This is a genomic window from Sphingomonas crusticola (assembly GCF_003391115.1).
In the GTDB taxonomy this organism is placed as follows: Bacteria; Pseudomonadota; Alphaproteobacteria; order Sphingomonadales; family Sphingomonadaceae; genus Sphingomonas_I; species Sphingomonas_I crusticola.
Genome location: NZ_QTJP01000001.1, coordinates 2361193 through 2383541, shown reverse-complemented (window position 1 = coordinate 2383541; position 22349 = coordinate 2361193). Strand labels below are relative to the sequence as shown.

Here is a 22349-nt window from a genome sequence, read left to right as displayed (position 1 = left end):
GTTAGCCCTTCCTCTTGGTCGAATGACGCGACCGGATGATCATCTTGTCGGTCGATTTGTTCTTGCGGGTACGGTGACCCTTCGTCGGCTTGCCCCACGGGGTGACCGGATGACGGCCGCCCGAAGTACGGCCTTCGCCGCCGCCGTGCGGATGGTCGACCGGGTTCTTGGCGACGCCGCGGGTAAGCGGACGATAGCCGAGCCAGCGGTTGCGGCCGGCCTTCGCCAAATTCTGGTTGCCATTATCCGGGTTGGACACGGCGCCCACGGTGCACATGCAGTTGGAATGCACGTAGCGCTGCTCGCCCGAGTTGAGGCGGACCATCACCATGCCCTTGTCGCGGCCGACGATCTGCACATAAGTGCCCGCCGCACGTGCGATCTGACCGCCCTTGCCGGGCTTCATCTCGACATTGTGGACGATCGTTCCGACCGGGGCCTGGCCGATTTCCATCGCGTTACCGGGCTTCACGTCCGTCTTCTTGGCGGAGACGATCGTGTCGCCGACGGCAAGCCGCTGCGGTGCGATGATGTAGGCGAGCTCGCCGTCCTCATACTTCACCAGCGCGATGAACGCCGAACGGTTGGGATCATATTCGATCCGCTCGACCGTAGCCGGCGCGTCCCACTTGCGACGCTTGAAATCGATGAAGCGATACTTCTGCTTGTGACCGCCACCGATGCCGCGCGCAGTCGCATGGCCCTGGTTGTTGCGGCCGCCGGACTTGGTCAGACCAACCGTCAGCGCCTTGACCGGCTTGCCCTTGTAGAGCGACGAACGGTCAATCAGGATCAGGCCGCGGCGAGCCGGGCTCGTCGGATTGTAATTTTTGAGCGCCATCGCCTCAGATTCCCGTCGTAATATCGATCTGCTGGCCTTCGGCCAGGGTCACGATTGCCTTCTTGGAGTCCGAACGCTTGTAGGGCTCGCCCTTCCAGCGCTTGGTCTTACCCTTGGTGACGATCGTGTTGACGCCCGTCACCGTGACCGAGAACAGCGCCTCGACGGCGGCCTTGATCTCGGGCTTGGTCGCGTCGCCCGCCACCTTGAAGACGACTGCATTATGCTCGGAGAGCATGGTCGACTTTTCGGTGATGTGGGGCGCGAGCACCACGTCGTAATGACGGTTGTCCACCGTCGTCTTGGCCGGCTTTTTAGCCATTGAAACGCGCCTCCAGCTTTTCGATCGCCGCGCGCGTCAGCACCAGCGTGTCGGCCTTAAGGATGTCGTAGACGTTGGCGCCTACTGCCGGCAGCAGGTTCACACCGTGCAAATTGCCGGATGCGTGCGCGAAGCTGACGTTGATCGCGTCGCCGTCGATCACCAATGCCTTCTTGCCGAAACCGAGCGTCTCGAGCTGCGTCGCGAGCGTCTTGGTCTTGCCTTCCGCCACATCGAGGCCGCTCATCACGACCAGGTTGCCGTCCTTGGCCTTGGCGCTGAGCGCCATCTTCAGGCCGAGGGCGCGAACCTTCTTGTTGAGGCTCGGGTTGAAGTCACGAACACGCGCGCCGTGCGCCTTGCCGCCGCCGATGAAGATCGGGGCCGCACGATCGCCGTGACGAGCAGTACCGCCGCCCTTCTGGTTGCCCAGACGCTTGCCGGTACGCGCGACATCGGAGCGCTCGCGGGTGCCGCGGGCGGTGCCGCGACGCTTCTCGAGCTGCCAGGTGACGACCCGGTGCAGGATGTCGGCACGCGGCTCGATCCCGAAGATCGCGTCGTTCAGTTCGAGGTCGCCCTTCTCCGACGATCCATCGAGGTTCTTGACCTGAATTTTCATGATCAGCCCTCCTGGCCTTCGGCGACTTCGGGCGTGTCAACGACCGGAGCGGCATTGTTGCTGTTGCTGTTGGCGGCGGCCTTCAGGCCGGCCGGCTTCGGCGCGTCCTTATGGCCCGGAAGCTTGACGGCATCCTTGACGAGGACCCAGCCACCCTTCGAACCGGGCACCGAGCCCTTGATGTAGAGCAGACCGCGCTCGGCGTCCGTGCGTACGATCTCGAGATTCTGCTGCGTGCGATTCTTGTCACCCATGTGACCGGCCATCTTCTTGTTCTTGAAGACCTTGCCCGGATCCTGGCGCTGACCGGTCGAACCAAGCGAACGGTGCGAGACGGAGACGCCGTGGGTGGCGCGCAGGCCGCCGAAACCCCAGCGCTTCATACCGCCCTGGAAGCCCTTGCCCTGGGTGCGACCCTGGATGTCGACCATCTGGCCGGCGACGAAATGCTCGGCCGAAATCTCCGCGCCGACATCGAGGAGATTGTCCTCGGTCACGCGGAATTCGGCAACATAAGCCTTGGGCTCGACTTCGGCCTTGCCGAAATGGCCGCGCTGCGGCTTTGCAACGTTCTTGGCCTTGGCCACGCCCGCGCCGAGCTGTACCGCGACGTAGCCGTCACGGGCCTCTTCCTTGCGGGCAAGGACCTGGAGACCTTCGAGCTGCAGAACGGTCACGGGCACATGGCGCCCGTCGTCCTGGAACAGCCGGGTCATCCCCATCTTCTTCGCGATCACGCCGGTGCGCATGATCAATTCCTTCCAACCAGAGGCTCGCCGCGTAAGCGGAGAGCTTGCCAACGAAAAAGGCTCCGGGTGTTCCCGAAGCCCAGCCCAATGAAACTGCGTGCCCCCGCCTGGGCCAGAGATCCGCTCGAGAGCGAATGGCGGGGACGCAGGCGCCGGCAAAGCCGACCGGTATCCCTCGAATTTCGTGTTCCCCAGCAGAAGCCGGAGTCCAGTTCCAGCGGTTTAGCTGGACCCCAACTTTCGTCGGGGAGCGGTCAAAGACCGAATCTCTTGTCGAGAGCGGCTCGCTTACGCGAGTTTGATCTCAACATCAACACCTGCAGCAAGATCGAGCTTCATCAAAGCGTCGACAGTCTGCGGGGTCGGCTGCACGATATCAAGCAGGCGCTTGAAGGTGCGAACCTCGAACTGCTCGCGCGACTTCTTGTCGATGTGCGGGCCACGGTTGACCGTGAACTTTTCAATGCGCGTCGGCAGGGGAATGGGTCCACGGGTCAGTGCGCCGGTACGTCGGGCGGTGTCGGCGATCTCGCCGGTTGCCTGATCGAGCACGCGATGGTCGAACGCCTTCAGGCGAATGCGGATATTGCTGTCCATGGTTCCTACCGATGCGAAAGAGCCTGGGGGCGATCCCTAAAGGTACGCCCCTCTCATAAAAAGCAAACCGCCCGACTCCGCAGAGGGAGTCGGGCGGCTGCGATGACGTACTTATATTACGCGGTGATCGAGCTGACAACCCCGGCGCCGACGGTACGACCGCCTTCGCGGATCGAGAAACGCAGGCCCTGCTCCATCGCGATCGGCGCGATGAGCTTGACGCCCAGCTTCACGTTGTCGCCCGGCATGACCATCTCGGTGCCCTCGGGGAGGACGACTTCGCCGGTCACGTCGGTCGTGCGGAAGTAGAATTGCGGGCGGTAGTTGGCGAAGAATGGCGTGTGACGGCCACCCTCTTCCTTGGACAGCACGTAGACTTCCGACGAGAATTCGGTGTGCGGCTTGATCGAACCCGGCTTGCAGAGAACCTGGCCACGCTCAACGTCGTCACGGCCAACGCCGCGCAGCAGCGCGCCGATATTGTCGCCCGCCTGGCCGCTGTCGAGCAGCTTGCGGAACATTTCGACGCCGGTGACGACGGTCTTTTTCGTGTCGGTCAGACCGACAATCTCGACTTCCTCGCCAACCTTGACGACGCCCGTCTCGACGCGACCGGTGACGACCGTGCCGCGACCGGAGATCGAGAACACGTCCTCGATCGGCATCAGGAACGGCTTGTCCAGCGGACGATCGGGCTGCGGGATGAACGTGTCGACAGCTTCCATCAGCTTGAGCACGGCAGCATGGCCGATCTCGGGCTTGGTGCCGTTGAGTGCGCAAACCGCCGAACCCTGGATGACGGGGATGTTGTCGCCGTCAAAGTCGTAGGACGACAGCAGTTCGCGGATTTCCAGCTCGACGAGCTCGAGGATCTCGGCGTCGTCGACCAAGTCGACCTTGTTCATGAACACGACAAGCTGCGGCACGCCGACCTGGCGTGCGAGCAGGATGTGCTCGCGGGTCTGCGGCATCGGGCCGTCAGTGGCCGAAACGACGAGGATGCCGCCGTCCATCTGCGCAGCGCCGGTGATCATGTTCTTCACATAATCGGCGTGGCCCGGGCAATCGACGTGGGCATAGTGGCGGGCCTGCGTCTCATACTCGACGTGTGCGGTCGAGATGGTGATGCCGCGCTCGCGCTCTTCGGGAGCCTTGTCGATATTGGCATAGTCTACAAAGGTCGCGCCGCCGGTTTCGGCGAGAACCTTGGTGATGGCGGCCGTGAGCGACGTCTTGCCATGGTCGACGTGGCCGATGGTGCCGATGTTGCAGTGCGGCTTCGTCCGCTCAAATTTAGCCTTAGCCATGATTTCCTACCTTGCTTCGAAATATTGGGAGAAAGGGGCACGCCCCGCTCGCGGAGCGCGCCAATAGCAGCTTTTTCGGCTTATGCCAGCTTTGCGACCACCTCTTCGGCGACGTTCGCGGGAACCTCGTCGTAATGGCTGAACTGCATTGTGTACTGCGCGCGCCCCTGGGTGAAGGAGCGGAGCTGGTTCACGTAGCCGAACATGTTCGCTAGCGGGACCATCGCCTCGACCACCTGGGCATTGCCCCGGCTGTCGGTGCCCTGGATCTGTCCGCGGCGGCTGTTCAAGTCACCGATGACGTCGCCCAGATAATCTTCCGGCGTCACGACCTCGACCTTCATGATCGGCTCGAGGATCTTGATGCCCGACTTCTGGGCCGCTTCGCGCATCGCGCCGCGGGCAGTGATTTCGAACGCCAGCGCCGACGAGTCGACGTCATGGTAGGCGCCGTCAGTCAGCGTGGCGGTGAAATCGATGATCGGGAAGCCGATCTTCGATCCGGTCGCGGCGATCTCGCGGATGCCCTTCTCGACCGACGGGATATATTCGCGCGGAACGTTGCCGCCCTTGACCTCGTCGACGAACAGGACGCCCTGGCCGCGCTCGCCCGGCTCGACCGTGATCTTGATGCGGCCGAACTGACCCGAGCCACCCGACTGCTTCTTGTGGGTGTAATCGACATCGACCTTGCGGCTGAGCGATTCGCGATAGGCCACCTGCGGCGCACCGATGTTCGCCTCGACCTTGAACTCGCGCTTCATGCGATCGACCAGGATCTCGAGATGGAGCTCGCCCATTCCCTTGATGATGGTCTGGCCGCTCTCATTGTCCGAAGACACGCGGAACGACGGATCTTCGCGGGCCAGGCGATTGAGCGCGACGCCCATCTTTTCCTGGTCGGCCTTGGTCTTCGGCTCCACCGACAGCTCGATCACGGGCTCGGGGAATTCCATCCGCTCGAGGATGATCGGAGCATTTTGCGCGCAGAGCGTGTCGCCGGTGGTGGTATCCTTGAGACCGGCGAGCGCGACGATGTCGCCCGCGAACGCTTCCTGGATGTCCTCGCGGCTGTTGGCATGCATCAGCAGCATGCGGCCAACCTTTTCCTTCTTGTCCTTGACCGAGTTCAACACGACCGAGGCGGTGTCCATCTTGCCCGAATAGATACGGGCGAAGGTGAGCGTGCCGACGAACGGATCGTTCATGATCTTGAAGGCGAGCGCCGACATCGGCGCATCGTCCCGCGGCGGACGCGAATCGGGGGTCTCGCCGTCGAGCTTCAGACCCTCGACGTCCTTGATGTCGAGCGGGCTCGGCAGGTAATCGACGACGCCGTCCAGCAGGGGCTGCACGCCCTTGTTCTTGAACGCCGAGCCGCACAGCACCGGCACGAACGAGAAGTTGAGCGTGCCCTTGCGGATCAGCTTCTTCAGGGTAGCGGTGTCGGGCTCGGTGCCCTCCAGATACGCCTCCATGATGTCGTCGTCCTGCTCGACCGCCATTTCGATCAGCTCGGAACGGGCAGTGGCAGCGGCATCGGCCATGTCGGCCGGGATGTCCTGATATTCGAACTTCGCACCCAGCGACTCTTCGAGCCAGATGATCGCACGGTTCTCGACGAGATCGACGAGGCCCTTGAAGCCGCCCTCGATGCCGATCGGGAGATACAGGACGGCCGGGCGGGCGCCCAGGCGATCCTTGATCATGTCGACGCAGCGCTCGAAGCTCGCGCCGGTACGGTCGAGCTTGTTGACGAAGCACATGCGCGGCACGTGATATTTCTCGGCCTGGCGCCAGACGGTTTCCGACTGCGGCTCAACGCCGGCAACGCCGTCGAAGCAGGCAACCGCACCGTCGAGGACGCGCAGCGAACGCTCGACTTCGATCGTGAAGTCGACGTGGCCGGGGGTGTCGATGATGTTGATGCGGTGATCGTTCCAGAAGCACGTCGTCGCAGCCGACGTGATCGTGATCCCGCGCTCCTGCTCCTGCTCCATCCAGTCCATGGTGGCGGTGCCCTCATGGACCTCGCCGATCTTGTAGGACTTGCCGGTATAATACAGGATTCGCTCGGTCGTGGTCGTCTTGCCGGCATCGATGTGGGCCATGATGCCGATGTTGCGATACATGTCGAGCGGATGGCTGCGGGCCATGACGTGAACTTCCTTAGCGATGTGGGGAGCCGGACGATCCAGCTCCCCACTATGTAGGTATGATTTAAGCGGGCGCTAGAGCGTCCGGCCTTACCAGCGGTAGTGCGAGAAGGCGCGGTTCGCTTCCGCCATGCGGTGCGTGTCTTCGCGCTTCTTGACCGCGTTGCCGCGGTTATTGGCGGCATCCATAAGCTCACCCGAGAGGCGGGCCGACATGGTATGCTCCGAACGGCCGCGTGCGGCCGTGATCAGCCAGCGGATCGCCAATGCCTGGCTACGCTCGGGGCGAACCTCGACCGGAACCTGATAGGTGGCGCCACCGACGCGGCGGCTGCGCACTTCGATACCCGGACGGATATTGTTGAGCGCATCATGGAACACGCCGAGCGGCTCGCGCTTGGCACGCGTCTCGACCGTCTCGAGCGCACCATAGACGATGCTCTCCGCGGTGGACTTCTTGCCGTCGAGCATGACGGAATTCATGAACTTGGACAGCACGACATCGCCGAACCGGGGATCGGGCAGGATTTCGCGCTTTTCTGGACGACGACGACGAGCCATCTTTTTCTTCCTCTAAACTTCAGCCGGGTGATCGAACGATATGCCGATCGGCTTACTTCGGACGCTTGGCGCCGTACTTGGAGCGGGATTGCTTGCGGTTCTTGACACCCTGCGTGTCCAGCACGCCGCGCAGAACGTGATAACGCACACCGGGAAGGTCGCGCACACGACCGCCGCGGATCAGGACCACCGAATGCTCCTGAAGGTTGTGGCCCTCGCCGGGAATGTAGCTGATCACTTCGCGCTGGTTGGTCAGGCGAACCTTGGCAACCTTGCGCAGAGCCGAGTTCGGCTTCTTCGGGGTCGTGGTATAGACGCGCGTGCAAACGCCACGCTTCTGCGGGTTCTTTTCCATCGCAGGCACCTTGGACTTGGCGATCTGCGGCTCACGACCCTTGCGGATCAACTGGTTAATCGTCGGCATTGAAGCCTTCACCTTTCATGCGGTTACTTTACCGTGCCCAAACGTTCGCGCGAAATGCACGACGGCCCCGGCGGTCATTAAGACCCCCCGGGCCATGGCAGGCACCGGCAATGTTCATGCTGCCCGACACCGGCCAGGGGCCGTGCGGACGGCGCGCCCTATATCGAGAGCAGCGCTGTCGGTCAACCGTCGGAGGGCCGCAAACCCTTGGACCAGCGATTGATCCATGCCATCGCGAACCATCGGCCCGAGATGGATCGATTGCTTGGTTCATGAACCGTGCAGCTTTCTGCGGCAAGGCGGCCCCAATGCCCGAACTGCTTACCGCGCCGGCCGCGAGCCCTGCCGAAACAAACCCATTTCAGCCAGCGGCTGGAAGAGCGCCGCGATGGCTGTTTACGGCGCTGTGGCTAGTAATTCTCGCCGCGCTCACCGTGCAATTTGCTTGGCCGCTCGCGGCACTGCCTTTCCACGTGTCGTGGAACAATAACGAAGGCTGGAACGCCTATTGGACGGCACGCGCGCTGGCCGGCCAGCCGCTCTACACCGATGCGGCATCGCCGATCAGCAACAATTATCCGCCCCTGTCCTTCTACATTGTCGGCGGATTCGGGCGGCTGATCGGCGATCCGATCATCGCCGGGCGAATCATCTGTCTTGGCAGCCTCATCGCGACGACACTGCTGATCGAACGGATCATCGCGCGATTCGGCGGGTCCCGCTGGTGGGGCGCGGCCGCCGCGGCGGTGTTCCTGCTGATCATCGCCACGGTCGCGCAGCGTTATCTCGCTGCCGACGACCCGCAATGGCTGGCGGAAGCGCCGATGGTGGCGAGCCTGTTGCTCCTGATCGGACGCACGGCAGAGATGCCGTCCCGCGCCCGACTGGTCGCAGCCTGCTTGCTGATGCTGCTGGGCGGCCTGATCAAGCATAACCAGGTGGCGCTGCCGATCGCGACGACGGTCTGGCTCGCTTTCTATCATCGTCGCGGCCTGGCCATCTGGCTTGTCACCGCTGCCGTCGCCGGCGGTGCGGCGCTGGCGGCATTGGCCTTGATCTATGGCCATCCCTTTTTCGACCAGGTACTCCACCATCAGCGCATCGTCAGTGTGAAGCTCATCGGCGGTGCGCTTCATTCGGTGAGCTATACCTTGCCCGAGATGCTGCTCGCGGGCCTACTCGCTTATTCCCGCCCACGCGATCCGCGCATCTCCTTGCTGCTCATCTTCGCGCCGATCGCGGTCCTGGTCGGTATCTTCGAACGGCTCGGCGTCGGCGTGTCGCAAAATGCCCATTTCGACGGCGCGATCGCGCTCACGATCCTTGCCGGCATCGTCCTCTCGTGCGGGATGATCGGGCTACGGTCGGTGTGGCTGCGGCTTGCGGTGCTGGCGGTCATGGTCGCCCCGCTGGCGGCGCGGGTCGCGCGCAAGGCGCCGGAGAATCTGCGCGAAGCCTCTGCGATGAAGCAGACCGACGCACGCTGGCAGCAGGCGATTGCCTTGCTCGCCCGCCAGCCCGGCGCGGTGGCATGCGAGCGGCCGGCCTTATGCTATTGGTCGGGCAAGCCCTATGCGCTCGACGTTTCCAATTACGGGCAGAAATTACGCAAAGGCCACGATCCGATCGGGCTACGCGAGCAGATCGCCCGCAAGCAGATCGGGGCGTTCGTCGAGCTGCGCGACAATCGCTATATGGCCGGACGCGGTCGCCTGCCCGACGATTTCTACCGGCTGATGGAAACGCGGTATCGGGTGGCGCAGGTCCTGCCCGACGATCTTTACATCGTGGTGCCGGCCGACTGAACCGCGGCCTTCGGCTTGATGTAAACGCTGGTGATTTGCGGCCAGGCCTGACGCAGCGATGCCTCTGTCTCCGCGATCAGGCGCTCGATGGCGCCAACCGGAACATCATCCTCGAAATCGACGCTGGCGGAAACATAGACCTTTTGCGGGGCGATGTGGATGGTGATGACCTCCTGCACCCCGGTGACTTCCGGCCGATCGTCGAAGGCGGCCCGGATGGCGTCGACCATGCGCGGGTCGGCGCGCTCGCCGATCAGCAGGCCCTTCGATTCACGCGCCAGCATGAAGGCGACGATCGCGAGCGCTGTCCCAATGACGACCGAGGCCGCTCCATCCCAGGTCGGATTGCCGGTCCAATGTGCCAGGAACACGCCGATCGCGGCCACGACCAGCCCAAACATGGCGGCCGAATCCTCGAACAGAACGATGAAGGTGGCCGGATCCTTGGATCGCCGTATCGCCTTCCACCAGCCGAGCTCGCCCTGCGTGACGCGAAACTCGCGCAACGCTGTCAGCCAGGAAGCGCCTTCCAGCAGGAAGGAGACGCCGAGCACGACATAGGCGATCGTCGCATCCTCGATCGGCTCCGGCGCCATGATGTGATGCACGCCTTCGTAGATCGACAGACCGGCGCCGGTCGCGAAGATCAGGATCGCGACCACGAAGCTCCAGAAATACAGCTCGCGCCCATAGCCGAGCGGATGGATCTCATCGGCCGGCTTCTGCGACGCGCGCTCGCCATAAAGCAGCAGCAGCTGGTTGGTGGAATCGACCACCGAGTGGAAGCCCTCGGTCAGCATGGCCGAGGATCCGGTAAATGCCGCCGCTACGAACTTGGCGACGGCAATACCGAGGTTGGCGCCGAGCGCCGCCAGCAAGACGAGCTTGTTGTTGCTCTCAGCCATCAGCGCGCGGGGCTGGTGACGACCTGCCCACCCTTGAGCACCCACGAAGGATGTTCGAGCAGGCGGACGTCCCTGGTCGGATCGCCGGCGACCGCGACGATGTCGCCATAATGGCCGGGGGTGAGCTGACCGACATCGTTGACGCGGTTGAGCGCGATCGCGGCCTCCGAAGTGGCGGCGCGGATTGCCTCGACCGGCGTCATGCCCCATTCCACCATCTTGGCGAATTGCAGCGCGTTATTGCCGTTGGGATAAACGCCGCCGTCGGTTCCGAACACCATCTTCACGCCTGCCGCATGGGCGTCGCGGAAGGTTTCGCGCTGCTTGCGGCCGATCTCCTTCTCCTTGGCCAGGCTCTCGGCGAACACGCCGTTCTTGGCGCCTTCGGCCAGGATGTAATCGTCATCGTAAATGTCCATGCTGAACCAGGCGCCATGTGCCCTGGCGAGCTTGAACGATTCGGCATTGGCGAGGCTGGCATGCTCGACCGTGTCGACGCCCGCACGGAGTGCATCGTTGATGCCATCGGTGCCGTGGGCGTGGACCGCCACCCGCATGCCGAGCATGTGCGCCTCGTCGACGATCGCCTTGATCTCGTCGAAGGAAAGCTGCTGCGCGCCGACCGAGTCCGTCTTCGACAGCACGCCGCCTGTCATGCACACCTTGATCACCTCGGCGCCATACTTGCGCAGCGTGCGGACGAGGCCGCGGAAATCCTGAGGATTGTTGGCGATGTTGGGCGTCGGCACCTTCACCGAGGGCGGGAATTCGGTGGCGTCGCAATGGCCGCCGGTGACGCCGATCGCATAGGTCGCCGGCACGATCCGCGGCCCCGGTACGTAGCCGCGGTCGATCCCCTGCTTCAGCGCGACGTCGTCATAATTGGCGGAGCCGACGTTGCGCACCGTCGTGAAACCCGCTTCGAGCGTACGCTTTGCATTGGCGACGCCGACCACGGTCCAGAAATTGTCCGTATATTCCAGGCCTTGATAGCCGGACAAAGTCGGATCGCTGGTAAGGTGGACGTGCATGTCGATCAGCCCCGGCAGGATGGTGACATCGCCCATGTCGATCCGCTTGGCGTCCGCCGGAATGTTGGGCCGGGCAGCGTTGCCCGAGACGAGCGACGTCACGCGGCCGTCGTCGCCGATCACGATCACCGGATTGTCGACGATCACGCCTTTGGCAGGATCGAGCATATGCGCGGCGGTGACGACCGTCGCCGCCTGGCCCGAACTTGCGGCCAGCACCAATGCCATCACGGCAGATCCGAAGCGCGGCATATATTCCCCTTGTGTAGCGAACGTCCTGTCTAGCGCGAGTGGGCGCGGTGGCAATGCGCTGCCATCGAAGCCTCTTGCCGACTATCGATAACTTGTATATTGATTATCGATAAGGAGAAGGCGGATGTTGCGGGTGTCGCGCTGGCTGTTGCTGATACTCAACACGGGGAACTGGTTGTTCTTTGCCGGAGCAGTCGTGTTGCTGGCACTGCTCGCCACTGGCACGGCCCCATTTGCCACCCACGTCATCATGCGCGACGCCTACCCGGGGTATGAGCACGCGCTCCTGCGCGCGGTCGAAGGCCTGGTTGCCATCGGCATAGCCGTCGTTTTTGCCGTGGACATCCTGTTCCGGCGGCTGCTGGCGATCCTGGCCACGCTGGATGCCGGCGATCCATTCCAATTGGCGAACGCGGCGCGGCTGCACCATATCGCCTGGGCGCTACTTGCCATTCAGCTTCTGGATCTCTGCTTCGGCGCGCTGGCGCTCCACATCGGGTCGATCGCGCACAAACCGATTCCGTGGAGCTTTGGCCTCACCGGGTGGCTGGCGGTGCTGCTGCTGTTCATCCTGGCGCGCGTCTTCCGCCAGGGCGCGGAGATGCGTGACGAGATCGAGGGGACCGTCTGATGCCGGTGGAGATCCGGCTCGACGAATTGCTGCACCAGCGCCGGATGACGCTCACCGAACTGGCGGAGCGCGTCGATATCACGCTCGCCAATCTGTCGATCCTGAAGACCGGCAAGGCGCGCGCGATCCGCTTCTCCACTCTCGAGGCGATCTGCCGCGAACTCGATTGCCAGCCTGGCGAACTGATCATCTTCACACGCGAGGAGTGACGCGATGCTCAAGGCGATGTTCCATACCTATCGGACCGCGGGCGCATTCGTGCTCGCTTGCCCCCTATTGTTCCTGGTGCCGGTCGTGCCGGAGCTCGTCCAGCACGTGGTCGAATATAAGATCGGCATGTTCTCCAGCGTGGCGGATGCCAAGGCGCTGGAAAATGACCGACTGCGCCTGCTCTTCGGCTCGATCAAAGTCGTGGCCTTGCTCTTCCCCGGCTATTGGGTGGCGCGGTTCGCATGGTGGGGAGACGGCGCACGCGCCGGGGCTTGGCAGGCTGAGGGCGTGCGCGGTTACGTGCCGGTGCTGATCTACGGCGTGGTGGTCAATATGCTCGGCCTGTGGGTGCCTCAATTGGTTGGCGGCCGTACCGGGCAATTGCTTGCGCTCGGCTCGTTTCCCCTACTGCTGATATTGAACATCCTGCTCTCGCAATGGGTCGCACGCGCGCCCCTCGGCGAGGGCGATGCCAGCCCCTCCGGCTCGGTCCGGCTCGTCGGCCGCGATCTACTGTGGGCATTGCCGTTCGGCGTGATCGCGATGTTGCCCGCGATGGCGGTCCATTATGCGCTGAACTTCCTCAGCCTGGGCAAGCCGTTGCCGGCGATGGCAGCCTTGCTGGCGATCGACGCGTTCTATGTCGGCTATCTGGTCGCGGTCTTGTGCTGCATCCCGGTTACGATCACCCGCCACGCGGAGGCCCGGGCGCAACGGCGCGCGCAAGCCTCGACACCGGGGGCAATGGCTAATGCGCGCTGAGGCCGCTTGTTGGCGCCGCTTGCGCGGGTAAAGGCACGTAAAGCGGCGCGGCGAGGCCCAGTCGCGCCGCCGTGGCGGTCAGGACCACCCCCAGCACGATAACGGCGGAGACGATACTGCGCCGCCGATCGAGCGCCTTTGCATCGATCAGCAGGATCAGGGCCAGCGCCGCCGCGACCATCGACCACAAATGATAGCGCAGGTCGCTGGCGATGCTGACTACCGCAAAACTCGCGCTCATGCACAAGGCGGACAAGGCGAGCGCGCGCCCGAGTCGCACCTGCGGCTCCACCCGCCCCGTCGATGCCCACAGCAGCCCGGCGGCAATGACCAGCCACACTATCGGCCAGCCGAGCGGGCTCGCCGCCATCACCGTCGCCGCCGCGACCAGGCTGCGCGCCGCGGCATTGGCGGGCGCCCCCAGCCCATATTCGTTGGGCTCGCTTTCCAGCGGCGGTATCGCGTCAGGCTCGCCCGCGCTCACCCAGAAGCGGAGATTGGCGTTGAGATGGCCCAGCCGGTGGCGGACATAAGCAAGCGGGTGCCGCACCACCTGCCCTACCCACTCCCGCAACAGATGGGGTGCGGCCCCCTCCTCGAATACGGCAGCCGTGCCGGCCTCGCCGCATTGCCTTGGCTCGCCATAAGGATTCCAGAAATAGGGCGTGTAACAGCCCTTACGCTCGGCTTCGGCCCATTGGGCGGAGGGCAGGGCTGCGATCGTCGGCAGCCGGGCATGGTGCGCGATGCCGGCAAGGTCATACAGCGGCAGCGCGCGCTCTACGCCGCTTGCCTGGGCGCCGAGGAGATGGCGGTTGATGAGCGGGCTGATCGCCAGCACGCCCAGGATCAGGACGATCGCCGCCGCGCCTTTCACCCACGTGCGTGTCGGTGAAGGCCAATCGAACAACGCCAGTGCGAACGGGATGGTCGCGAACACCGCATTGCCCCGCACGAGCGTCGCATAGCTCAGCAGCAGCACGATCGCGGCGAGCGCCCCTTGCGGCACCTTGCGCCCATCCAGTCGCCAAAAGGCGCAAAGGCCGGTCACCGCGACGAGACAGCAAGCCATCTGCGCGTCCTTGAGCACGACTGTCGCCCAGCCAAGCCATAGCGGAGCGATCCCCACCACCAGCACCAAGGCCGCGGCACCATGCTTACGCTGTCGCCCCAGGCCCACGGACAACAAGCCAAGTCCGCCCCACCACAACAGCATCTGGAGAAAGAAGAAGGGGCCGGTGCCGTCCTGGTAATGATTGAGCAAAGCCCAGGTGCGGGCCATGATCGGCGGGTGCCAATCGGCATATTCGCCCGCCACCGCCTGCTCATATTGCGCGACGCTGTCGTACATCGCGACGCCCGGCGTGCGCATCCCAATCGTGATGCCGAACAGCAGAAAGGCGCATAGCAGCCATGGGATGGGCGAGCGCGAACGCTCAACGACCACCGAATTGGATGCTTCTTCCCCCTCCATCCGCCCCCTTTAGGAGAGAAACCGCCCCGCCGGGAAGTTCCTAACGCCCGACAAAGCCCGTCCTCTTGAACTTCCGCTCCGCGGCTAGCGTATCTGAAGCGTACTGCGTAACTCGATATCGGCGGAGGAGGCACCGATCATCAGCTCGACCGGCTCCGGCTCGACCACAAACGCCTTCTGGGCGCCGTTCCAATAAGCAAGCTGCGCGGCCTTGAGTGGGATGCGCACGGTCTTCGTCTCGCCCGGCGCAACGGTCACGCGGCTGAACCCTTCCAGCTTCAGCGCCGGACGTTCGACCTTCGACCCGCGATGGCGCACGTACAGCTGCGGCACCGCATCGCCGCTGCGATCGCCGACATTGGTCACGTCCACGCTCACGATCGTCCGGCCGTTACGCGCGACGGCCGGCTTGTCGGTACGCAAATTAGCGTAACGAAAGCGCGTATAGCTCAGGCCGTAACCGAACGGGTAAAGCGGCTTACCCTTGGCGTACATGTAAGTGCGGCCGTGACGGATGTCATAATCCATCATCGCCGGCAGCTGAGCGATCGAGGCCGGCCAGGTGACGACCAGATGGCCGCCCGGATTGTAAGCACCGAACAGCACTTGGGCGAGCGCCCAGCCCTCGTCCTGCGACGAATGCGCCATGTGGAGGATCGCGGGTACGTGCTCCTGCGACCAGTTGATCGTGTAGGGGAAGCTCGATACCAGCACCATGATCGTGCGCGGGTTGGCGGCCATAACGTTCCTGACCAGATCCTCCTGGGCCAAAGTGAGCGTCTGGCGGTCGCGGCCTTCCCGGCCATCACCCGCATCGGCGCAAGGCTTCGTGCCGTTGTCGGTCCAATCGTGCGCCATATTGGGTCCGCAGGTCGGGTCGTTGCCGACCACGACGATCGCGACGTCGGACGCCCGCGCCGCCGCCACGGCGGCTCCCGCACTGTCATCGGGTGCGTAATTCACTCTCACGCCGGGGCCGACCGCTTCCCGGATGCCCTGCAGCGGCGTCACGGCATAAGGCGGCTGGCCGCCATACCAATCCCAATGAACGCTGTCGGCAAGCGGGCCGATCACCGCAACGGACTTCAGTCTGGCCTTGTTGAGTGGCAAGGCGCCAGCGCTGTTCTTGAGCAGGACGATCGATTCCAGCGCCAGTTGCCTCGAGACGCCGCGATGGCGCGCGCCATCCCACGGCGGCGCACCGCCGTGGATCCTGGTGTAAGCCACGCGCTCCGGCGGATCGAGCAGCCCAAGCTTGATCGTCGTGCGGAATTTGCGTTCGAGTGCCTCATCGAGATCGGCCTCTGTGATCGAGCCGTCGACCAGCGCGGCGCGCAGCTCATCCTTATAGACGTCGAGATATTGGTTGATCCCAGCCTTCAGCGCCGCGACCGCAGCATCCTTCTGGTTGGCCGAACTCTTGTGATCCTTGACTAATGTCTTGATTGCGCCGCCGTCGCTGGAGACGACATCGACGCCCCACTTCCCGATCACCACATCGCGCAGCACCGGGTGGACGGTCATCGGCGTCCCGTTCCAAGCATTGTAGGACGCCATCACACCGCTGGCGTCGGCATCCTCGAACGCCATCCGGAACGGCACCGAATAATATTCCCAAAACAGCCGTTCGTCGAAATTGGAGCTCGTACGGGTCCGATCATTCTCATTCGAATTGGCGAGGAAGTGCTTGAGCAAGGGCGCCGCCTGCCAATATTTCGGATCGGCGCCTTGCAAACCGCGTGCGAACGCCGTCGCCATCACCCCGTTAAAGAAGGGATCCTCTCCATAAACCTCCTCGCTGCGTCCCCAGCGCGGATCGCGCGCTAGATCCGCCTGCGGCCCCCACAGCATCAGGATAGGGCGATCATAGCTCGGCGTCTGGGTGATGTAGCGCGCCTCATAGCCCTCCACCCCGCCCGCCTGGCGCACCAGATCCGGGTTCCAGCTCTCGCCCATGCCGGGCGGCTGCGGGAATTGCGTGGTCGGGATCGCGGTGCGGTGGCGCTCCTCATTGCCGCGCTGCTGCAGCCCGTGAATGCCTTCCGACGATCCGAAGTTCGGCACCCCCAGCCGTGGCACGCCCGAATTGGTGCTGAGTGCATCGATCTTCTCGTCGAGGGTCATCAGCGACAGCAGGTTCGCGATCCGCTGATCGGCCGGAAGATCGGGATTGAAGTAAGGGGCATTCGGGGCTGCGGCCGCTCCGATCGCCAGCAACGCGCCGATCGCGATCAGGATACCTCGCCCAGCCGAAACCATCCGCATCCTCCCGCGCGGCGCTGCATCATGGCGACGCCGTCATCCGAGCCTATATCAGCCAGTAGTCTCCGACAAACCGCCACGAAGGTTGGGCGTTACGTTCCTGAGGAGCAGTCGGCCGTATCTTCCTTCATCGTCATTGCGAGCGGAGCGGAGCGAAGCAATCCAGTTCCGGGCCTGGATCGCCACGGCGCGTTCGGCGCCTCGCGATGACCCTAATCCCATCAGACGCGCCCGCTGCCTCGCCATCTCACGGCAGTGCGCGATCAGATGTGGATCACCTTGCCATACGCCGCCAGCACGCTCTCGTGCATCGCCTCGCTCAGCGTCGGGTGGGGGAAGATCGTCTCCATCAAATCCGCCTCGGTCGTTTCGAGCTGCTTGGCCACGGTATAGCCCTCGATCAGCTCCGTGACCTCCGGGCCGACCATGTGCGCCCCCAGCAACTCGCCGGTCTTGGCGTCGAACACCGTTTTCACGAAGCCTTCGGCCTCGCCGAGCGCGATCGCCTTGCCGTTGCCGATGAACGGGAATTTGCCGACCTTGACGTCATAGCCCAATTCCTTGGCCTTGGCCTCGGTATAGCCGACGCTCGCCACCTGCGGGCGCGAATAGGTGCAGCCCGGGATGTTGCGCACGTCCATCGCGTGCGGGTGGCCGCCAGCAATATGCTCGACCGCGATGATCCCCTCGTGGCTCGCCTTGTGCGCCAGCCACGGCGCGCCGGTGATGTCGCCGATCGCGTAAACGCCTTCGACGTTGGTGCGGCACATCGGATCGATCACGACATGGCCGCGCGCCGTCTCGATGCCCAGCGTTTCCAGCCCGATATTCTCGGTGTTGGGGACGATGCCGACCGCCACGATGACGTGCGAATATTCCTGCGTCTCGGATTTGCCATCGGGCAGCTTGATCGTGGCGGTGACCGAGCGGCCCGGCTTCACGTCGATCTTCTCGACGCCATGCTTGGCCAGGATCGTCATGCCCTGCTTCTCGAACTGCTTCTGGACGAAGGCGGACACCTCGGCATCCTCGACCGGGAGGATGCGGTCGAGCATCTCGACGATCGTCACCTTGGCGCCCATGTCCGAATAGAAACTGGCGAATTCGCAGCCGATCGCGCCCGAGCCGATCACGAGCAGATTGGTCGGCATCTCGCTCGGCGTCATAGCGTGGCGATAGGTCCAGATACGGTCGCCGTCGGCCTGCGCGAAGGGCAGGTCGCGCGCCCGTGCGCCCGTGGCGAGGATGATGTTCTTGGCGACGATGTCGGTGGTCTGGTCGCCATTCTTGACCTGGAGCTTACCCTTGCCGGTGAGCGTGCCGATTCCCTCGACGACCGTCACCTTGTTCTTCTTCATGAGGCCTTTGACGCCGGCATTGAGCTGCCCTGCGACCTTGCGGCTGCGGTCGACGATCTTGGGCAGGTCAAAGCCGGCCTTGTCGACGGTCAGGCCGTAGGACGCGGCGTGCGTCATGTAATGATAGACTTCGGACGTGCGCAGCAGCGCCTTGGTCGGGATGCACCCCCAGTTGAGGCAGATGCCGCCCAATCGCTCGCGTTCAATAATCACGACCTTCATGCCGAGCTGCGCCGCGCGGATCGCAGCGACATAGCCGCCCGGCCCGGAGCCAAGGATTGCGAGATCGTAGGTGTCAGCCACTTGTGCCTCTTTTTCAGCGTATCGTCGTACTGGCGACGATCAGATTGCAATATAGTCAGCTCTCTTCGCGTATCACCCTCGGCCGCCCGTCTTCGCCGATAGCGACGAAGGTGAAGACCGCATGCGTCACGCGATCCACTTCCTCGCCGGCGCGGACGCGGCGCCAGGCGGAGACGTCGACCTTCATCGACGATCGGCCGACCGAGACCACGTCCGCATAGACCGACACGACGTCGCCGATCTTGACCGGTTTGTGGAAGATCATGCCGTCGACCGCGATCGTGACCGCACGGCCCTTCGAATAGCGCGCCGCGACCGTGCCGCCGGCCGCGTCCATGATCGACATCAGCCAGCCGCCGAAGATATCGCCATAGGGATTGGTGTCCGCCGGCATGGCGACCACGCGGATGGCAGGTTCCCCGGACGGCAGCGCCGGATCTTCGGCGCTCAAGCCAGCATGCCCAGCGGGTTTTCGACTAGGCGCTTGAACGCCGCCATGAAGGCCGCACCATCGGAGCCGTCGATCGCGCGGTGATCGAAGCTGCCGGTCGCGCTCATCACGGTCGCGATCTGGAGGCTGTCATTGACGACGTAGGGCCGTTTCTCGCCCGCGCCGATGGCAAGGATCATCGCCTGGGGCGGGTTGATGATCGCCTCGAACTGCTTGATCCCGTACATGCCCATGTTGGACAGGCTCGCGGTGCCGCCGGCATATTCGTGCGGCTGCAGCTTCCCTTCGCGGGCGCGGCCGGCGAGATTCTTGATCTCGGTCGCGATCGCCGACAGCGACTTGGTGTCGGCGCCGGTCACCACCGGGGTGATCAGGCCGCCGGGGATGGACACCGCGACCGAAATATCGGCGCGCTTGAACTGGATGAGCGTGTCGCCCGCAAACTGCACGTTGACCGCGGGCACTTCCATCAGCGCCACCGCCTGCGCCTTCACCAGCATGTCGTTGACCGACAGCTTCACGCCGCGGCTTTCCAGGCCCTTGTTGAGCTCGCCGCGTAGCTTGAGCAGCGCGTCGAGATTGATGTCGACCGTCAGATAGATGTGCGGGACGTTCTGCTTCGACTCGCTCAGGCGGCGTGCGATCGTCTTGCGCATGTTGGACAGCTTGCTCGTCTCGGACGGCACGCCCTCGGGCGCCGGAGCGGGCGCAATTGCGGGCCTCGGCGCTTCGGGAGCAGCGGCCTGAGGCGCCGCGGCAGCGGCTACGGCCGGCTTTGCCTGTCCGGGCTGCGCCCCCTCAAGGTCGGCCTTGACGATACGGCCGTTGGGACCAGAGCCCGTCAGCGATGAAAGATCGAGCCCCTGCTGCTCGGCCAAGCGGCGGGCGAGCGGGCTCGCCTTGACGCGCTTGCCGTCACCAACGGTACCGCCGCCGCCACCCTTGTTGGTTTCCTGCGGGCTCGGATCGGTGGCCGGGCTGGCGCCATAGCCCTTTTCAGATACGGGCGGCTCCTTGGCCGCGACCTCCGGTTCCTTCTGCGGTTCGGCCGGCTTCTGCGGCGCGGCGGCCGGTGCAGCGTCAGCCTTCGGCGCAGGAGCCGAGGCGTCCTCGCCTTCCCCTGCGAGAATCAGGATGGTGGCCCCAACCTTCACGCCATCGGAGCCCTCGGCGACAAGCAGCTTGGTGACCGTGCCCTCGTCGATCGTCTCGAACTCCATCGTCGCCTTGTCCGTCTCGATCTCGGCAAGGATGTCGCCCGATTTGACGGTATCGCCCTCCTTCACCAGCCATTTGGAAAGCGTGCCCTCCTCCATGGTCGGGGACAAAGCGGGCATCTTGATCTCAATCGGCATGGGTGGGCGGGCCTCTCCAGGCGGGGCGAACAGGGGCGTTCCTTTCGGACAGCATGCCGTGATGGTCAAGGCTAGAGCGGCTTCCAGCGGGATCGGTATCCCGCGACTCGGAAATCGCGACAGTTCAATGGGCTGGAGCGGCCGATCCGACGTAATGGGATTCAAAAGCCGCGCCAGCTTGCCACAAGTGTCGGAACGCGCGATCTTCTTATCGGTGCGCACTTATTTAACCGTGATCGACGACCAGCCCGAAGCGCGCACCGCGTTGCGCTTCGCCGCACGCCGCGCCGCCAAGACCGGCGGGGCTATCGCCATCCTCGCGCTCGTGCCCGCCGCGGAATTCGTCCAATGGTCGGGCGTGCAGGCGGCGATGGAAGAGGAAGAACGGTTGCGCGTCGAAGGAATGGTGGCGGAAGCCGCCGGCGCGCTGATCAAGGAAACCGGCCTGCAGCCCGATATCATCGTCCGCCATGGCGAGCCCGTGGCGGTGGTGCGCGAGTTGCTCAAGCAGCGGCCGGATGTCGCGGCGCTTGTGTTGGGCGCGGCCAAGGAGGGTGGACCCGGCCTGCTTGTCGCCCATTTCGCCGGCGCGGATGCCGGCAAGATGAGCTGCCCGGTGATGATCATCCCCGGCTCGCTCAGCGACGAGGCGATCGACCGGCTGAGCTGAACGGGATAATGGCCATGCTAGCCTTTGCGCGCTTGTAGGCGGAACATCCCTTCCATATGCCGGAGCCAATATGGCGCCCGGCTTCGACCCCCTTGAACTGCTTAAATCCGCCAAAGGCGGGCATATCGTCGCGCTTGGGCTGCGCCACGTCGCCCATGGTGACGATTGGTGCGAATTCGCACTCGATTATGACCGCCGCCTGGTGTCCGACGCGACCAGCGGGATCCTTGCCTCCGGGCCCATCGTATCGTTGATGGACACAGCCGCGGGCTTTGCGGTGTGGACGCGCCGCGGCACGTTCGCACCACAAGCCACGCTCGATCTGCGGCTCGATTATCTGCGGCCCTCGCATGTCGGCGAAGCGGTGATCGGCCGCGCCGAATGCTATCGGATCACGCGCCGCATCGCGTTCGTGCGCGGCGTCGCCCACGATGGCGACCCGTCCGATCCGGTGGCGCACCTTGCCGGCACCTTCATGCTGTTGGGCGATCCGGCATGAGCGCCGTGACCCTGCTGCCTTATGCGGATTTCCTGGGCATTCAGGTCCATGGCGAGCGCGATGGCGCACCCTTGCTGGTCATGCCCTTCTCGGAAGGGCTGTTGAACCTGCAGGGCAGCCTGCATGGCGGCGCCGTCTCCGGACTGCTCGAAATCGCCGCGATCGCGGCCATCGACGCGACGCTGGAGGATCGCGAGCAGGCGCGCGCGATCTTCAAGCCGATCACGGTTACCGTAGATTTCATGCGCCCCGGAGTGCCAGCCGACGTCTATGCCTGCGGGGAGGTTGTGCGTGTCGGCGGCCGGATCGCCAATGTCGCGGTGACCGCCTGGCAGGGCGATCCGGAACGCATCATCGCGGCCGCGCGCATGAACCTCGCGATCGGCGCTCCGGGAGGACAATGATGCGATATTGGATGCTGCGGTCCGAACCCGATTCTTATGGGTGGGACAATCTCGTGCGCGACGGCGCCACCGAATGGAACGGCGTCCGCAATTATACGGCGCGCAATTTCCTGAAGGAGATGCAGCCGGGCGACCAAGCGCTGTTCTACCATAGCAACACCGAAAAGGCGGCGGTCGGCATCATGGAGATCACCCGCGCCTGGCAGCCCGATGGTGACGACGGCAAATGGGCAAGCGTGGCGGTCAAGCCGGTGCGCAAGCTCGCCCCGCCGGTGACGCTGGAAACGATCAAGGCGACACCGGGTTTGAAGTCGCTCGAGATGCTGCGCCAGTCGCGTCTGTCGGTAACGCCGGTACGGGATGACGAGTGGGCGGTCCTGCTCGATCTAGGCAGCTGA

General features: G+C 64.1%; 24 protein-coding genes. 8 read left to right on the top strand and 16 right to left on the bottom strand.

Translation table 11 applies throughout. The features are described 5' to 3' along the window. Position 1: 1 nt before the first annotated feature. From rplB to rpsL, 9 genes are all read right to left on the bottom strand, one after another. Positions 2-841 (bottom strand): 50S ribosomal protein L2, encoded by an 840-nt coding sequence (gene rplB / locus DX905_RS11330; RefSeq protein ID WP_116091436.1) that lies wholly within the window; start codon positions 839-841, stop codon positions 2-4. Between the two features lie 4 nt (positions 842-845). After that, positions 846-1163 carry a 50S ribosomal protein L23 gene (locus DX905_RS11325; protein WP_116091435.1) on the bottom strand — a complete coding sequence of 106 codons (318 nt, stop codon included), beginning with the start codon at positions 1161-1163 and terminating at the stop codon, positions 846-848. After that, a complete protein-coding gene (gene rplD, locus DX905_RS11320) occupies positions 1156-1785 on the bottom strand; it encodes a 50S ribosomal protein L4 (protein ID WP_116091434.1) in 630 nt (209 codons plus the stop codon). Before rplD ends, DX905_RS11325 begins: the two co-directional genes overlap by 8 nt. A gap of 2 nt (positions 1786-1787) precedes the next feature. Further along, on the bottom strand, positions 1788-2534 hold the full coding sequence (gene rplC, locus DX905_RS11315) for a 50S ribosomal protein L3 (protein ID WP_116091433.1): 747 nt from the start codon (positions 2532-2534) through the stop codon (positions 1788-1790). 288 nt (positions 2535-2822) lie between these two features. After that, positions 2823-3131 carry a 30S ribosomal protein S10 gene (gene rpsJ, locus DX905_RS11310; RefSeq protein WP_116091432.1) on the bottom strand — a complete coding sequence of 103 codons (309 nt, stop codon included), beginning with the start codon at positions 3129-3131 and terminating at the stop codon, positions 2823-2825. A 116-nt stretch (positions 3132-3247) separates the two neighbouring features. Continuing rightward, the gene (gene tuf / locus DX905_RS11305; RefSeq protein WP_116091431.1) at positions 3248-4438 is read right to left on the bottom strand and encodes an elongation factor Tu; all 1191 of its coding nucleotides are present in this window, start codon (positions 4436-4438) and stop codon (positions 3248-3250) included. A gap of 80 nt (positions 4439-4518) precedes the next feature. Continuing rightward, a complete protein-coding gene (gene fusA, locus DX905_RS11300) occupies positions 4519-6594 on the bottom strand; it encodes an elongation factor G (RefSeq protein ID WP_116091430.1) in 2076 nt (691 codons plus the stop codon). Between the two features lie 90 nt (positions 6595-6684). Further along, positions 6685-7155, bottom strand: coding sequence for a 30S ribosomal protein S7 (rpsG, locus tag DX905_RS11295; protein ID WP_116091429.1), 471 nt, complete (start codon positions 7153-7155; stop codon positions 6685-6687). A 52-nt stretch (positions 7156-7207) separates the two neighbouring features. Further along, positions 7208-7579: a 30S ribosomal protein S12 gene (gene rpsL, locus DX905_RS11290; RefSeq protein WP_116091428.1), complete on the bottom strand. Its 372-nt coding sequence runs from the start codon at positions 7577-7579 to the stop codon at positions 7208-7210. 308 nt (positions 7580-7887) lie between these two features. On the opposite strand from rpsL, the gene DX905_RS11285 reads away from it, so the two are divergent. Next, positions 7888-9384 (top strand): ArnT family glycosyltransferase, encoded by a 1497-nt coding sequence (locus tag DX905_RS11285; protein WP_162875577.1) that lies wholly within the window; start codon positions 7888-7890, stop codon positions 9382-9384. Here the strand turns inward: DX905_RS11285 and DX905_RS11280 are convergent. Together DX905_RS11280 and DX905_RS11275 are read right to left on the bottom strand one after the other, a co-directional pair. Further along, the gene (locus DX905_RS11280; RefSeq protein WP_116091426.1) at positions 9360-10289 is read right to left on the bottom strand and encodes a cation diffusion facilitator family transporter; all 930 of its coding nucleotides are present in this window, start codon (positions 10287-10289) and stop codon (positions 9360-9362) included. The two genes, DX905_RS11285 and DX905_RS11280, sit on opposite strands and share 25 nt — an antisense overlap. Next, a complete protein-coding gene (locus DX905_RS11275; RefSeq protein ID WP_116091425.1) occupies positions 10289-11572 on the bottom strand; it encodes a Xaa-Pro dipeptidase in 1284 nt (427 codons plus the stop codon). The genes DX905_RS11280 and DX905_RS11275 overlap by 1 nt, the downstream gene beginning before the upstream one ends. Positions 11573-11696: 124 nt before the next feature. Between DX905_RS11275 and DX905_RS11270 the strand changes: the two genes are divergently transcribed. From DX905_RS11270 to DX905_RS11260, 3 genes are read left to right on the top strand one after another with little or no spacing between them, the layout of a single operon-like run. Next, a complete protein-coding gene (locus tag DX905_RS11270; protein WP_116091424.1) occupies positions 11697-12203 on the top strand; it encodes a DUF2975 domain-containing protein in 507 nt (168 codons plus the stop codon). Beyond that, the gene (locus tag DX905_RS11265) at positions 12203-12412 is read left to right on the top strand and encodes a helix-turn-helix domain-containing protein (RefSeq protein WP_116091423.1); all 210 of its coding nucleotides are present in this window, start codon (positions 12203-12205) and stop codon (positions 12410-12412) included. Before DX905_RS11270 ends, DX905_RS11265 begins: the two co-directional genes overlap by 1 nt. Positions 12413-12416: 4 nt before the next feature. Next, positions 12417-13175, top strand: coding sequence for a hypothetical protein (locus DX905_RS11260; RefSeq protein ID WP_116091422.1), 759 nt, complete (start codon positions 12417-12419; stop codon positions 13173-13175). Here the strand turns inward: DX905_RS11260 and DX905_RS11255 are convergent. The 5 genes from DX905_RS11255 to DX905_RS11235 all read right to left on the bottom strand — a co-directional run bounded on the left by DX905_RS11255 (position 13162) and on the right by DX905_RS11235 (position 20378). Next, complete coding sequence (locus DX905_RS11255) at positions 13162-14649, bottom strand: hypothetical protein (protein ID WP_116091421.1); 1488 nt, start codon at positions 14647-14649, stop codon at positions 13162-13164. The two genes, DX905_RS11260 and DX905_RS11255, sit on opposite strands and share 14 nt — an antisense overlap. Positions 14650-14733: 84 nt before the next feature. Beyond that, on the bottom strand, positions 14734-16908 hold the full coding sequence (locus DX905_RS11250; RefSeq protein WP_116092507.1) for a glycoside hydrolase family 3 C-terminal domain-containing protein: 2175 nt from the start codon (positions 16906-16908) through the stop codon (positions 14734-14736). A gap of 266 nt (positions 16909-17174) precedes the next feature. Then, positions 17175-18572 (bottom strand): dihydrolipoyl dehydrogenase, encoded by a 1398-nt coding sequence (lpdA, locus tag DX905_RS11245; RefSeq protein ID WP_116091420.1) that lies wholly within the window; start codon positions 18570-18572, stop codon positions 17175-17177. Positions 18573-18627: 55 nt separating this feature from the next. Beyond that, a complete protein-coding gene (locus DX905_RS11240) occupies positions 18628-18966 on the bottom strand; it encodes an acyl-CoA thioesterase (RefSeq protein WP_116092506.1) in 339 nt (112 codons plus the stop codon). Positions 18967-19019: 53 nt separating this feature from the next. Continuing rightward, complete coding sequence (locus DX905_RS11235; RefSeq protein ID WP_116091419.1) at positions 19020-20378, bottom strand: pyruvate dehydrogenase complex dihydrolipoamide acetyltransferase; 1359 nt, start codon at positions 20376-20378, stop codon at positions 19020-19022. A gap of 214 nt (positions 20379-20592) precedes the next feature. On the opposite strand from DX905_RS11235, the gene DX905_RS11230 reads away from it, so the two are divergent. The 4 genes from DX905_RS11230 (at position 20593) to DX905_RS11215 (ending at position 22349) form a co-directional block, all read left to right on the top strand. Beyond that, a complete protein-coding gene (locus tag DX905_RS11230; protein ID WP_116092505.1) occupies positions 20593-21048 on the top strand; it encodes a universal stress protein in 456 nt (151 codons plus the stop codon). Between the two features lie 70 nt (positions 21049-21118). Beyond that, complete coding sequence (locus DX905_RS11225) at positions 21119-21547, top strand: PaaI family thioesterase (protein ID WP_116091418.1); 429 nt, start codon at positions 21119-21121, stop codon at positions 21545-21547. Further along, positions 21544-21951 (top strand): PaaI family thioesterase, encoded by a 408-nt coding sequence (locus DX905_RS11220; protein WP_116091417.1) that lies wholly within the window; start codon positions 21544-21546, stop codon positions 21949-21951. The genes DX905_RS11225 and DX905_RS11220 overlap by 4 nt, the downstream gene beginning before the upstream one ends. Then, complete coding sequence (locus DX905_RS11215) at positions 21951-22349, top strand: EVE domain-containing protein (RefSeq protein ID WP_116092504.1); 399 nt, start codon at positions 21951-21953, stop codon at positions 22347-22349. Before DX905_RS11220 ends, DX905_RS11215 begins: the two co-directional genes overlap by 1 nt.